This window comes from Verrucosispora sp. NA02020, assembly GCF_013364215.1.
In the GTDB taxonomy this organism is placed as follows: Bacteria; Actinomycetota; Actinomycetes; order Mycobacteriales; family Micromonosporaceae; genus Micromonospora.
The window spans coordinates 537,117-550,233 of sequence record NZ_CP054923.1 but is presented as its reverse complement, the minus strand read 5'-3'; the positions used below and the strand labels follow the sequence as shown (position 1 = coordinate 550,233).

Below are 13,117 nucleotides of genomic sequence, written 5' to 3'. Positions count from 1 at the left end.
AAGGTGTCCACAAGATCACAATGCCAGGCCGTCGCCGGTCCGCCCGGTTCACCGAGGGGCGATAACATCCCGTTCCGGAGTCGACACGATACGGAGGCGGTCGATGTCCCGGTACGTCCCGCTCCCGATCCTGGCGGGTGTGGCTGCCGCCACCCTGCTGGCCGCGCCGGTCACCCCGGCACCCGCTGCGTCGGCACGGCCCGCGACGGCCGGGTTGCCGGCGACTCCGGATGGGCCGGACTGCGCCGCACCGCAGGCACCGGCCCGACCAGTGGCCACCGCGCCCTGGCCGCAGGAGCGGTACGCCCCGGCGCGGCTGTCGCCGCTGGCGAACGGGTCCGGGGTGACCGTCGCGGTGGTCGACTCGGGCGTGGATCGGCGCCACCCGCAGCTCGCCGACCGGGTGCTCGACGGCCTCGACCTGCTCGACCCCGGCGGTGACGGCACCCGGGACTGCGTCGGCCACGGCACCGGCGTGGCCAGCATCATCGCCGCCGCCCCGCACGACGGAGTGGCCTTCCACGGTCTGGCGCCGAACGCCCGGATCCTGCCGGTGCGGGTCAGCGAACAGCAGGTCGTGGACGGCCGGGGAGCGGGGCGTACGGTCGCGCCGGAGGAGTTCGCCACGGCGATCCGTTGGGCGGTCGACAACGACGCCGACGTGATCAACCTGTCGGTGGTGCTGTACGCCGACCGACCGACGGTCCGTGCCGCGATCGCCTACGCGGCGGCCCGGGACGTGATCGTGGTGGCCGCCGCCGGCAACCTGCACGGGGAGGGCGACCCGCGCCCCTACCCCGCCGCGTACGGGTCGGTGATCGGGGTCGGCGCGATCGGTGCCGACGGGACACGGGCCGGGTTCTCCCAGACCGGCTCCTACGTCGACCTGGTAGCGCCCGGCACCGACGTGCTGATCGCCGCGACCGGACGCGGCCACCACCGGGCCGAGGGGACCAGTTACGCCGCGCCCTTCGTGGCCGCGACCGCCGCCCTGGTGCGCCAGTACCGCCCGGAGCTGAGCGCTGCGGAGGTGGCCGGGCGGATCATCGCGACCACCGACCCGGCTCCCGACGCGGGGTACGGCGCGGGTGTGCTCAATCCGTACCGGGCGGTCACCGAGGCGGACGGCACGACGCCCGGCGCGAGACCGGCGGGCGGGCTGGACGCGGAGCGCCCGGACCCGGCGCTGGTGGCGCAGCAGGACCGACGGACCGCCGCCCGGGAGCGGGTGGCCGTGCTCACCGTCGCCGGCCTGCTGACGGTGACCGTCATCGTGCTGGCCGCCGTCCTCGTCCCCCAGGGGGTCCGGCGGCGGTGGCGGCCCGCCGATCCACGCTGAGTCGACCGCCCGTCCGGCGGCCACCGGTGGCTGACGCCGACCGCCGCGTTCGAGGCGGCCGGCGTCAGCCGTCCGTCACTGGAACAGACCGGCGTTGCGCTTCTCGGTGTCGAGATAGTCGGTCGCGGACTCGTCCACCGCCACCTTGATGTCACGCAGCATCGTCTGGAGGTCCTGTGAGGCGTTGCGCCACCGGGCCTGCCGCTGCTCGTACGCCTGCTGCGCCTCGCCGGACCAGCTCGCCACCAGCGGAGCGGCGTCCTGCTCCAGCTGACCGAGTTGCGATTCGAGCGTGTTCAGGGCCCGCTGGATGTCCGCGCTGGCCTGGTGCAGCGCGGCGAAGTTGACGACCAGCACACCGTTCTCCATCGGTAGTCTTCCCCCTCGGTCGTGACCCGGGACCTGGTCATCGGAACTGACCAGCCCGGTGGAACGCGCTAGAGCGGCAGCTGGATGCCGCCGCGGTTGGTGGCGGACACCCGGCCGGCCGCCTCGGTGTCCGACGCGTCGTACTTCGTGCCGGCGGTGCGGATCGCCCCTGCGGTCTCCCGAAGGGCCCGCTGCAGGTTCGCCTGATCCTGCGCCCACTGCTGTTTGACCTGCTCGAACGACCGGCCGCCCGCCCCGCGCCAGGCCTGCTGGAGAATCGCCAGCTGGGCCAGCAGTCCACTGAGCATCGACTGCAACGACTGGTCCGTCTGCTCGAACTTCGCCGCGGTCTGTTGCATCACCGCGGCCTCTGCCTGGGTCTGGGAGGACACCCCGACGTCACCTCGTCTCTCGATCGTGGCTGGCCCATGGACGACACCACCCGCGCCGCCGGAGGGCGTGCGCGACGCGGGACGGGCCAACGAGAACTCGTCGCTGACAGTAGCGACACCATCGCGTTTCTGCTACCCCCGCTAGCTCCCCTGTGGACAACGCGGCAGCAGGCGGGCTACTACGATGGGCGTCGATGACGTCGCGGGGTGTGATCGACCGACGGGCCACAGCGCCGACCACCGGCACCCTCGCCCGCCGTGCCGCCGATGCCCGGTCCGGCACCGACGACGGTCACGACAGGCCACAGTGGAGTCCGCGCGTGCGGCGGCGGGCGTACCGACCGACGGTCGGACAGATCGTCACCACACAGGTCGCGGCGGCGATGCTCGTCGCCGCACCGGGTCTGGGCGCGCTGCCGACGACGACCGCCGTCCTGCTGGCCGGCGCCCTCCTGGTCGGCGCCTGGGGTCGGGCACGGCGACGGTGGCTGCACGAGTGGCTCCGGCTCGGGACGGGCTACCTGGTCCGCCGTCGCCGGGTGCGCCACCCGACGACCCTGCTCGACCTGGTCGACCCGGACGCCGTCGTCCGTCCCGTCGAGGTGGCCGGATTCCCGGCCGCCGCCGTCGACGACCCGGACGGCCTGGTGGCCCTGCTCGACGTCGGCGACGCCGCCGATCTGCTCGGTGCGGGTGCCCGCCCGTTGCCGCCACCCGCCGCGCTGCTGCCGACCCGCGCCGCCGACGTGCCGCCGGTCCGCGTGCAACTGCTGCTGACCGTCACGGCGGCACCGGCGGTCGCGGCCGGTGGTGGACCGGTGTCCACCTCGTACCGGCAGTTGACCGGTGGGCGGCTGGCCGGCGGGGAGCGCGCCGTGCTGGCCGTCCGGGTGATGCGGGTGGCGGGCTGGCCCGAGGAGGCGCTCCGGCGGGCGCTCGCCGGCACCGTACGCCGGATGGTGCGGCGGCTGCGGCCACTGTCCGTGCGTCCGCTCGGCACCCAGGCGACCCTGCGGATGCTCGCCGAACTCGCGCACCACGACGGCAGCACGCCCCGGGAGACCTGGCACGGCGTCCGGTGCGGCGGGCTGCTCCAGAGCACCTTCGCGCTGCGACACTGGCCGACGGAACCGGTGGGCCGGCTGGTGTCCCGGCTGTCCGCGCTGCCGGTGACCGCCACCACGGTGTCGCTGCACGCCGACACGGAGGCACCGGGCCGGACCGAGCTGACCGTACGTCTGAGCACGGCGACGCCGGCCGAACTCTCCGCCGCCTGCCGCGCACTGGAGCAGGTCGTGGCGACCGCCGGTGGGGTACTCCTCCGCACCGACGGCGCCCACCTGCACGGTTTCGTCAACACGCTCCCGCTCGCGCGGCCGGGTCGACCGGTCACGCGTCGCCGCACCCCGTCCACACCGCCCGGCGCGGACGGCCCGGAGGCGACGCTGCCGTACGGCTCGGCGGGGTTGATGCTGGGCACCAACCGGCACGGCGCACCCGTCACCGTCCGGCTGTTCCGGCCGGAGAGCACCCGGGTGATGCTCGTCGGCGGGCTGCCCACCGCCCAACTGCTCGCCGTGCGGGCGATGGCGCTCGGTGCCCGGGTGGTGGTCCAGACGACCCGGCCACACGCCTGGGAACCCTTCGCGCGCGGTGTCGGCGTACCCGGCCGGACGATCCCGCTGCTGCCCCCGGACCGTCCGGCGGAGGGTCCCGCCGCGACCCCGCTCGCCCCGGTGCTCGTGGTGCGGGACGCGCCGCCACCGCCGCCGGGCCCGCGTCCGGGTGCCGCCTGGCAGGCCACCCTGCTGGTACGTGAGGAGCTGACCCCGGCCGACGCGGACGGGCTGGCCCGCGCCGACCTGGTGGTGCTGTCGCCGTTGAGTCGGGCCGAGTCGGCGGTCGCGGGCGGCGCGCTGGGCCTCGGCGACGCCGCGCGGTGGTTGGCGCGCAGCCGGCCCGACATGGTGGCGGTGGTCAACCGGCGGGCCCTACGCTGGGCGTTGCTGGCCGTCACGCCGATCGAGGCGCACCTCATCGGAGCACCTCTCCGACTCGGCCGGAGTTGATCTCGCGGGTTTCGCCGGTACGCCGGCCATGACACCATGCCGGCCATGGATTTTCTGAAAGGTCTCCTGATCCGGGTCGGCGCCACGGCGGTGGCCTTCTGGCTGGCCACTGTGATCATCCCCGGCATCTCCCTGAACACCGAGTCGCTCGGTGAGACGGTGTTGACGCTGGTCCTCGTCGCGGTCATCTTCGGCGTGGTGAACGGGGTGCTCCAGCCGATCATCAAGACCGTCGGGTGCGGCTTCTACCTGCTCACCCTCGGCCTGATCGCACTGGTGGTCAACGGTCTGCTGTTCCTGCTCACCGGCTGGATCGCCGACCAGGTGGGGCTGCCCTTCGACGTGGACGGCTTCTGGCCCGCCGCCGTGCTGGGTGCGCTCTTCGTCGGCATCGTCACCTGGATCCTCGGCGCCATCCTCGACCGCGACTGACCGCGACCGGGCGGCTCGACCTCGTCGGGCACCCGACCGACCGCTCGTCGGGCGGTCACCGTCGCCACCGACGGTGACCGCCCGACGGACGAAGGGTAAGTGGGCCGCGCCGCAGCGCCGGGCCAACTAGGGTCCCGGGAGTGTTCACCCGGACCCGTCCCGACGGCTACACGCTCAGCACCTCGCCCGATCTCCTCGACCTGGACCTGGTGCACACCTGGCTCTCCACCGACGCGTACTGGGCGCTCGGGCGGGACCGCGCGACGGTGGCTGCGGCCTTCGCCGGCTCGCTCGGGTTCGGCGTGTACCGCCCGCCGGACGGCCGACAGGTCGCCGTCGCCCGGGTGATCACGGACCGGGCCACCTTCGCCTATCTCTGCGACGTCTACGTGGACCGGGCCGAACGCGGGCACGGGTTGGGCACCTGGCTGGCCGGCGGCGTCCGCGACCACCTCGGCGAGCTTGGCGTACGCCGGATCCTGCTGGCGACCAACGACGCGCACGGGGTGTACGCCAAGCTCGGCTTCACCGGGGTACGCGCCGACCGGTGGATGGAGTTCGACCGCCGTGAGTCGACCGTGACGCCGCTCACCAGCAAGGATCAACAGAGCGATCCGCCCCTTACGGTGAACCCGTGACACCGCTCCGCCTCGGATACCTCTACGGCCTGGTCGCGTACCTGCTGTGGGGGTTCTTCCCGCTGTACTTCAAGCTGCTGCGCCCGACCGGCCCGCTGGAGATCCTGGCCCACCGGGTCATCTGGTCGGTGGTGTTCGTCGCCCTGCTGCTCGCCGTGATGCGCAACATCGGGTTCCTGCGTGCCCTGCTCCGTCGGCCGCGCGCCCTGGCCGGGGTCGGTGCCGCCGCCGCCCTGATCGCGGTGAACTGGTTCACCTACATCTACGGCGTGAACTCCGACCGGGTGGTGGAGACCGCCCTCGGGTACTTCATCAACCCGCTGGTGGTGGTGCTGCTCGGCGTCCTGGTGCTGCGGGAGCGGCTGCGCCCGGCGCAGTGGGCCGCGCTCGGCGTCGGTGCGCTGGCGGTGGCCGTCCTCACCGTCGACTACGGCCGGTTGCCGTACCTCGCGCTGACGCTGGCCTTCACGTTCGGCGGGTACAGCCTGGTGAAGAAGCGGCTGGGGCTGCCCCCGGCAGAGGGCCTCTTCGTCGAGTCCGCCGTGCTGGCCGTGCCGGCGCTGGTGTTCCTCGGCTGGCTCGCGACCACCGGTGACGCCACGTTCGGCCGGGTCTCGGTCGGGCACGCGCTGCTGCTGGTGCTGGCCGGCGCGTTGACCGCCATCCCGCTGCTGCTCTTCGCGGGCGCCGCGAACCGGTTGCCGCTGACCGCACTGGGCATGCTCCAGTACGTCGCGCCGATCATCCAACTGGCCTGCGGTGTGCTGATCTTCCACGAGCCGATGCCGCCGGCCCGTCTGGTCGGCTTCGGACTGGTCTGGCTCGCGCTGATCGTCTTCACCGCCGACGCGCTCCGCAACGCCCGGCGCAACCGTCGCTCGCGCCCGGACAGCGAGGTCGGCGCAGCGGCAGCGGTACCCGCCCCGCGCTGACCGGCGTGACCTCCTGCCTCAGCGGACGTCGTAGGCCAGGACGGGGGTGCCGTCGGCGCGGATCAGCTCCAGCCGGACCAGTTCGGCGTTGGTGAACCGGGTCGCACCGGTGATCCGCAGGTCGTCGCCGGGCGCGGCACGCCACGAGCCGATCTGTTCCTGCGCACCGTCCGGGCCGTACGCCACCAGCCGGAAGGCGTGTGCCTTGCCGTAGCCGGTGTGCTCGTCGTACCCGCAGTGCATGGTCACCTCGGTACCCCAGTCGGTGTGCCGCAGGCCGATCTCGGCGTGCACCGGCGCCGAGCCGGTCACCGGCTCCATCGCGACCAGACGCACCTGCGCCAGCGGTGGCCGGCCCGGCTGCTCGCTCGGCAGCATCGTCGCCACGCCGAAGCCGACCAGCAGGGCGAACGCCGCCGCCGCGAGGCCGGTGACCGCGTACCGCAGCCGGTTGGCCTGCCGCTCCCGACGCCGGCGGTCCCGCGCGGCGTTGAGCAACTCGGGCACCCGGGGGTTCTCCGGCGGCGGCAGGAACTGCTCCAGGCTCGACGGGTCCAGCCGACCGAGCAGGCCGGGGAGCACGGCGATCTCGGAAACCGACTGTTGGCAGTCGGGGCAGCCGACGAGGTGACGTTCGTACGCGGCCCGGTCGGCGGGTGAGAGGGCACCCAGCACGTACGCGCCGTCGTCGAAGGCGTAGTCGCAACGGCTCATCCGGTCACCCCCATCTCCGCCAGCACCAACCGTAGTGAGCGCAGCGCGTAGTGGGTGCGGGACTTCACGGTGCCCGGTGGCACGCCGAGCCGGGAGGCGGCCTCGGACACCGAACGGCCCTGGTAGAAACACTCGACGAGGACGTCCCGGTGGGACGGGCTGAGCCGGTTGAGCGCCTCCGCCACGGTCCACGCCTCCACGGCGCGTTCCGTCTCGTCGACGACCTCGCTGGGTTCGGGCAGTTCGTCGGTGTAGACCTCGCCGACCCGGGTCGACCGTCGCCGCCAGGCGTCGATGGCGAGGTTGCGCGCGGTGGTGAACAGCCAGGCGCGGACCGAGCCGCGCCGGGGGTCCAGTGACTCCGGGTGCCGCCAGGCCCGCAGGAGCGTCTCCTGCACCAGGTCCTCGGCGCGCTGCCGGTCGCCGTTGACCAGCCGCAACGCGTGCGCGTACAGCGCCTCGGCATGCTCGTCGTGCAGGGCGCGCAGCAGGTGGGCGTCGTGGTCGCTGATGGTCCTCTCCTCGCTCTCGACCGAGCGGGCGCGGCGTTACGACCAGGGATACGTGCGGTCACGCTGATCGGTTCACCACCTGCGCGACCTGGGATTCCCGACGGGGAGTTCATCGCTGGTTCATATCGACGCCGACCACCGCTCACCACGCCCTCCTAGCGTCCGGCGGGTACCCGTCGGTGAGCGGCACCGGCGTGCGTGACCCTCAGGAGGCTCCTCCCATGAGCGACCGTCCCCGGCTGCTCCCGCTGCTGGGCACTCCCCGCCACGGCAGCCGCGACGCCATGACCTGTCTCTACCGCTGCGGCAACGCCTGCGACCACCCGGTGCCCAACACCTCCGACAACGCCTACTTCGGCGACCTGGTCGACGCCGAGGTCTCCCGCCGTGGACTGGTCCGCGCCGGGGCGGTCGGCGCGCTGGTGCTCGGCTTCGGCGGCGGCGCCGGTGCGCTGGCCGGTGGTGGCACCGCCGCCGCGACGCCGGGTTCCCCGGTGGTACCCGAGGCCACCACCTTCAGCGCCGGCGGCCGGGGTGTCGGCAGCGGGGAGCTGAGCTTCTCGCCGATCCCGCCGAACACGCTGGACACCTTCGTGGTGCCGAACGGCTACGACCACGCCGTCGTCATCCGCTGGGGTGACCCGGTGCTGCCCGGCGCGCCCGCCTTCGACCTGCGTCGGCAGACCGCCGCCGCACAGGCCCGCCAGTTCGGGTACAACAACGACTACGTCGGTGTGCTGCCGCTGGACAAGGGCGGTCGGCGGGCACTGCTCGTGGTCAACCACGAGTACACCAACGAGGACCTGATGTTCCCCGGCTTCACCAGCCTCGACGCGCTCACCGTCGAGCAGGTGAAGGTGTCGATGGCGGCACACGGCATGTCGGTGGTGGAGATCGAGCGGGTCGCCGGCACCGGCCAGTGGCGCGCGGTCACCTCGGGCCGCCGCCCGTACAACCGGCGCGTCGACGCGTTGAGCAGCACCTTCGAGCTGACCGGTCCGGCCGCCGGCTCCGCGTTCGTGAAGACCGCCGCCGACCCCAGGGGGCGTACGGTCGTCGGCACGCTGAACAACTGCGCGGGCGGGGTGACCCCGTGGGGCACGGTGCTCTCCGGTGAGGAGAACTTCAACCAGTACTTCGTCGGCGGTGACGCCGCCCCGGCAGCGGACAAGCCCCGGCTGGCCCGGTACGGCATCAACACCACCACCCGCCACCCCAGCGGCAACCGCAAGTGGGACCGTGCCGCCGACCGCTTCGACCTGGCCAGACACCCGAACGAGGCGAACCGGCACGGCTGGATCGTGGAGATCGACCCGTACGACCCGACCAGTCGCCCCCGCAAGCACACCGCGCTGGGGCGCTTCAAGCACGAGGGCGCGAACGTCATCGTGGCCCGCAACGGACGCGTGGTCGCGTACATGGGCGACGACGAGCGCTTCGACTACCTGTACAAGTTCGTCTCGGACCGTACGTTCATGAAGGGCAACTCCTGGGTCGCCCGCAAGCACAACCTGACGCTGCTGGAGTCCGGCACGCTCTACGTCGCCCGGCTCGACCAGACCAGCGCCGACGAGATCGACGGATCCGGACGGCTGCCCTCGGACGGCGCGTTCGACGGCAAGGGCCGCTGGATCAAGCTGGTCAGCGGCAACCGCTCCTTCGTGGACGGGATGACCGCCGCCGAGGTGCTCACCTTCACCCGCTTCGCCGGTGACAAGGTCGGCGCGACCAAGATGGACCGGCCCGAGGACGTCGAGCCGAGCCTGCTCACCGGCAAGGTCTACGTGGCGTTGACCAACAACACCAACCGGGGTGTCGGCAGCAACCCCGGGCCGGACGAGGCCAACCCGCGCAGCACCAACCGGCACGGACAGATCCTGGAACTGGTCGAGCACCGGGGCGACAACACCGCCGAGACGTTCACCTGGTCACTGCCGATCGTCTGCGGTGACCCGGCGGACCCGTCGACCTACTTCTCCGGGTACGACAAGACGAAGGTGTCGCCGATCTCCTGCCCGGACAACGTGGCCTTCGACGCCACCGGCAACCTCTGGATCTCCACCGACGGCAACGCTCTGGGCAGCAACGACGGCCTCTTCGCCACACCGACCGAAGGGCCGGAGCGGGGCCACCTCAAGCAGTTCCTCACCGTGCCGCGCGGTGCGGAGACCTGCGGGCCGTTCATCACCGGCGACAACCGCTCGCTCTTCGTCGCCGTGCAGCACCCCGGCGAGGTCACCGGTGCCTCGGTCGACAACCCGGCCTCCACCTGGCCGGACGGCGACTACGCCAAACCGGGCGTGGTGGTGACCTGGCGGCTGGACGGCGGGCCGGTCGGTAGCTGACCCCGCCCCGGCTCCGCGCCGGCCGCTTCCCGACGGCCCTCTTCCCACCAGGAAGGGGGCCGTCTCGCCGGGTCGGCTCCGGCAGCCCACCCCGTTCCGGTCCGGGCGGACCGGTCGGCGCCGGTCAGGTCTCGGTGGCGAGGCACTCGGCGATCGCGCGGGCGGTGGTGATCAGCTTCGTCCGGACCACCCGGGCGGAGGTCATCATCTCGCTGGCCGGCAGCGCACACGCCAGCACCGTACGCCGTTCCATGTCCTTGTCCGGGGTGACCAGGACGGCCGCGCAGGCCACCCCCTGCCGGAACTGACCCAGTTCGAGCTGCATCCCGCGCCGCTCGCCCGCCGCCAGGTCGGCCTCGAACGCCTCCGGGGTGGTCAGGGTGGCGCTGGTGAACGGCCGCATGCCGTACTCCCGCAGGTAGCGGTGCCGCTGCTCGGCGGTGAGCGTGGCGAGCAGGGCCTTGCCGAGCGCGGTCGCGTGCGCGCCCTCGTCGAACCCGGGCACGAGGTCCTCCAGGTACGGCGAGCGGTTCCCCTCCGCGACGGCGGTGACGGCGACCTGACCGCCCACGAAGCGGCCGAGGTAGTGGCTCCATCCGGTCTCGATGGCCGCGCGACGCAGGTTCTCCCCCACCGCGGGCGAGCCCCGGAACGCGGCGACCAGTTCGCGGTAGCGGTCGGCCACCTCCAGCCCCACGATGTACGTGCCGTCCTCGCGGCGGATCACGTACCCCTCGTACGCGAGTGTGCGGACCAGGTGGTAGGTCGTGGCAACGGTCAGCTCGCACCGCCGGGCAATCTGTTTCACCGTCAGCCCGCGCGGGGCACGACCGACCGACTCGAGCACTCGAAGTGCGCGGGAGACACTTCGGATCAGGTCCGAAGGTTCCGCCAGGGGGTCACGCACAACCACCTCCGCCACCGGGGACTTACACCATATGAAAAAGGAGCCCCGCGCGAAACGCCTGATCGGGTGGAGGATCACCGTTCGTCGGATACCCGATGTGACGCTGACCGCACTTTCCGTTGCCGGAATGCGGCAGGCGTAGGTTGGCCCCACCATGACCCACACCGCCCCGTCCCGTGCTGCGGAGACCGTCACCCGGCCCGTCCGGGCCGCCTCCACCGCCGTGGCCGTCACCATCGCCTGCGTCCTACCCGTCTTCCTGGTCGGCGGGCTCGCCGTGCAGATGCGCGAGGAGTTGGGCTTCAACCCGGCCGGTCTGGGCATCGCCGTGGCGATCTACTTCGGCGTCGGTGCGCTCGCCTCGGTCCCCTCCGGTGCGCTGGTGGAACGCTGGGGCGGTGGCGTCGTCGCCCGCACGGGCATCCTGATCTCCGCCGGCTCGCTGCTCGCCGTGGCCGTGCTGGCCCGCTCGTACCCGATGCTGCTCGTCCTGCTCGCCGTGGCCGGCACCGCGAACGCGCTGGGCCAACTCTCCAGCAACCTGCTGCTGGCCCGGCACGTACCGGCGCGACGACAGGGCCTGTCGTTCGGCGTCAAACAGGCGGCCATCCCGGTCTCCACCCTGCTGGCCGGCGCGGCCGTACCCACACTCGCGCTCACCGTCGGCTGGCGGTGGGCGTTCGTGGCCGCCGCCGGTGCCGCATTGGCCACGCTGCCGCTCGTCCCGTCACACGGACCGCAACCCGTCCATCGGTCGAACCGCCCCGCCGGGAACGCGACCGTGGGTCTGGTCGTGGTCGGCGTGGCCGCGACGCTCGCGGCAAGCGCGGCGGGCGCGCTGGGCACCTTCCTGGTCGACGCCTCCGTGGACCGGGGTCACGGACCCGCCCTCGCCGGACTCGTGCTGACCCTCGGCAGCGCGGTCTGCGTCGTCGCGCGGATCGGGATCGGTTGGCTCGCCGACCGCCGCGACGGCGGGCACGTCACCGTGATCGCCGGCCTGCTGGCGGTCGGGGCGGTGGGGCTCGGCCTGCTCGCGGTGGCCGGCTCCGGGGCGCTCGTCGCCGGTGTCCTGCTCGGTTTCGGCCTGGGCTGGTCCTGGCCCGGACTGATGAACTTCGCCGTGGTCCGGCTGCACCCGCAGGCACCGGCCGCCGCCACCTCCATCACCCAGACCGGGGTGTACGCGGGCGGCTGCCTCGGCCCGCTGGCCCTCGGGTCGCTCGCCACCGCCGCCGGTTACCCGGTGATGTGGCTCACCGCAGCCGCCGCCATGCTCACCGCGGCCGCGCTCATGCTCACCGCCACCCGGCTGCTGTCCCGGCCCGCGTCAGCCTGACCGCACACCCGGTCGAGGGCGTCGGTCCTCGGCGGGACACTGCGAAGAGGTGATCAGCCGGTGCGGTCGGCGATGTGGTCGCAGAGCGATTCGAGGGCGCGACGCGCCGGCACGTCCGGCAGCGGCGCGAGCCGGGCCCGCGCGTCCTCGGCGTAGCTGCGGACCGTCTCCCGGGCCCGCTTGAGCGCGGGGCTCTCCCGCAGCAGGCCGAGCGCCTCGGCGTGCAGGGCGTCGTCGGTCAGCGGGCCGGTGGCCAGGATCTCCCGCAGCCGCACCGAGGCGGCGTCCGCGTCGTCGGAGGCGAGGGCGTAGAGCACCGGCAGCGTCGGCACACCCTCCCGCAGGTCGGTGCCGGGCGTCTTGCCGGACTCCTCCGACTCGCTGGCGATGTCCAGCAGGTCGTCGGAGAGCTGGAAGGCGACACCGATGGTCTCGCCGTACCCGGCCAGCGCCGACACGTGCTCCGGGGTGGTGCCGCTGAACAGCGCGCCGAAGTGGGCACTGGTGGCGATCAGCGAACCGGTCTTCTCGGCGATCACGTCCAGGTAGTGCCGCACCGGGTCGGCGTCCGCCCGGGGGCCGACCGTCTCGGCGATCTGGCCGTGGACCAGGCGGGCGAAGGTGCGCGCCTGGAGGCGTACCGCCTCGGGGCCCAGATCGGCGGCGACGTCCGCGGCCCGCGCGAAGAGGTAGTCACCCACCAGGATGGCGACCGAGTTGGTCCAACGGGAGTTGGCGCTCGGCGCTCCCCGACGCACCGCGGCCTCGTCCATCACGTCGTCGTGGTAGAGCGTCGCCAGGTGGGTCAACTCCACCACCACGGCGGCCGAGACGACCTCCGGCCGAGCCGGGTCGCCGAACTGTGCGCCCAGGGCCACCAGAAGCGGCCGGAAGCGCTTCCCGCCCGCCTCCACCAGGTGTCGGGCGGCCTCGGTCACGAACGGGTCGGCGCTGGCCACGCTGGCCCGCAGCTCCACCTCGATGGCGTCGAGCAGCCCCAGCACGGATGCCTCGGTGTGCGGGTCGGCGAGATGCAGACCGAGCGGGCCGAACTGGCCCGCGTGCCGGCTGCGGCGGCCACCGGAGCCGGTGCCACCTGAACGCTCGCCACCCCTAATCACCACTCCTC

General features: G+C 73.0%; 13 protein-coding genes. 7 read left to right on the top strand and 6 right to left on the bottom strand.

The features are described from left to right. Window positions 1–103: 103 nt before the first annotated feature. Window positions 104–1,339, top strand: coding sequence for a type VII secretion-associated serine protease mycosin (mycP, locus tag HUT12_RS02565; RefSeq protein WP_176092352.1), 1,236 nt, complete (start codon window positions 104–106; stop codon window positions 1,337–1,339). A 75-nt stretch (window positions 1,340–1,414) separates the two neighbouring features. On the opposite strand, the gene HUT12_RS02560 is transcribed toward mycP, so the two are convergent. Both HUT12_RS02560 and HUT12_RS02555 read right to left on the bottom strand, forming a co-directional pair. After that, the gene (locus tag HUT12_RS02560; RefSeq protein WP_131053499.1) at window positions 1,415–1,708 is read right to left on the bottom strand and encodes a WXG100 family type VII secretion target; all 294 of its coding nucleotides are present in this window, start codon (window positions 1,706–1,708) and stop codon (window positions 1,415–1,417) included. Window positions 1,709–1,776: 68 nt separating this feature from the next. Then, a complete protein-coding gene (locus tag HUT12_RS02555) occupies window positions 1,777–2,100 on the bottom strand; it encodes a WXG100 family type VII secretion target (protein WP_303393474.1) in 324 nt (107 codons plus the stop codon). Between the two features lie 194 nt (window positions 2,101–2,294). On the opposite strand from HUT12_RS02555, the gene HUT12_RS02550 reads away from it, so the two are divergent. The 4 genes from HUT12_RS02550 to rarD all read left to right on the top strand — a co-directional run bounded on the left by HUT12_RS02550 (window position 2,295) and on the right by rarD (window position 6,171). After that, a complete protein-coding gene (locus HUT12_RS02550) occupies window positions 2,295–4,169 on the top strand; it encodes a type VII secretion protein EccE (RefSeq protein WP_176092351.1) in 1,875 nt (624 codons plus the stop codon). 45 nt (window positions 4,170–4,214) lie between these two features. Beyond that, window positions 4,215–4,601 (top strand): phage holin family protein, encoded by a 387-nt coding sequence (locus tag HUT12_RS02545; protein WP_131056987.1) that lies wholly within the window; start codon window positions 4,215–4,217, stop codon window positions 4,599–4,601. Between the two features lie 140 nt (window positions 4,602–4,741). Beyond that, window positions 4,742–5,239: a GNAT family N-acetyltransferase gene (locus HUT12_RS02540; RefSeq protein WP_176092350.1), complete on the top strand. Its 498-nt coding sequence runs from the start codon at window positions 4,742–4,744 to the stop codon at window positions 5,237–5,239. Continuing rightward, window positions 5,236–6,171, top strand: coding sequence for an EamA family transporter RarD (rarD, locus tag HUT12_RS02535; RefSeq protein ID WP_131056991.1), 936 nt, complete (start codon window positions 5,236–5,238; stop codon window positions 6,169–6,171). The genes HUT12_RS02540 and rarD overlap by 4 nt, the downstream gene beginning before the upstream one ends. Window positions 6,172–6,189: 18 nt before the next feature. Here the strand turns inward: rarD and HUT12_RS02530 are convergent, their stop codons facing one another. Both HUT12_RS02530 and HUT12_RS02525 read right to left on the bottom strand, forming a co-directional pair. Beyond that, window positions 6,190–6,885, bottom strand: coding sequence for an anti-sigma factor (locus HUT12_RS02530; protein WP_131056992.1), 696 nt, complete (start codon window positions 6,883–6,885; stop codon window positions 6,190–6,192). Then, on the bottom strand, window positions 6,882–7,376 hold the full coding sequence (locus HUT12_RS02525; protein ID WP_233527450.1) for a sigma-70 family RNA polymerase sigma factor: 495 nt from the start codon (window positions 7,374–7,376) through the stop codon (window positions 6,882–6,884). Before HUT12_RS02525 ends, HUT12_RS02530 begins: the two co-directional genes overlap by 4 nt. A 242-nt stretch (window positions 7,377–7,618) precedes the next feature. On the opposite strand from HUT12_RS02525, the gene HUT12_RS02520 reads away from it, so the two are divergent. Further along, window positions 7,619–9,742 carry a PhoX family phosphatase gene (locus HUT12_RS02520; RefSeq protein WP_176092349.1) on the top strand — a complete coding sequence of 708 codons (2,124 nt, stop codon included), beginning with the start codon at window positions 7,619–7,621 and terminating at the stop codon, window positions 9,740–9,742. Window positions 9,743–9,866: 124 nt separating this feature from the next. Here HUT12_RS02520 and HUT12_RS02515 read toward each other — a convergent pair whose 3' ends face one another. Beyond that, window positions 9,867–10,649, bottom strand: a complete 783-nt coding sequence (locus HUT12_RS02515) for an IclR family transcriptional regulator (protein WP_131056756.1) — start codon at window positions 10,647–10,649, stop codon at window positions 9,867–9,869. Window positions 10,650–10,803: 154 nt separating this feature from the next. Here HUT12_RS02515 and HUT12_RS02510 point away from each other — a divergent pair, with 154 nt between their 5' ends. Beyond that, window positions 10,804–11,988 (top strand): MFS transporter, encoded by a 1,185-nt coding sequence (locus HUT12_RS02510; protein ID WP_176092348.1) that lies wholly within the window; start codon window positions 10,804–10,806, stop codon window positions 11,986–11,988. A 53-nt stretch (window positions 11,989–12,041) separates the two neighbouring features. On the opposite strand, the gene HUT12_RS02505 is transcribed toward HUT12_RS02510, so the two are convergent. Beyond that, complete coding sequence (locus HUT12_RS02505; protein ID WP_254877018.1) at window positions 12,042–13,106, bottom strand: polyprenyl synthetase family protein; 1,065 nt, start codon at window positions 13,104–13,106, stop codon at window positions 12,042–12,044. Window positions 13,107–13,117: the final 11 nt, after the last annotated feature.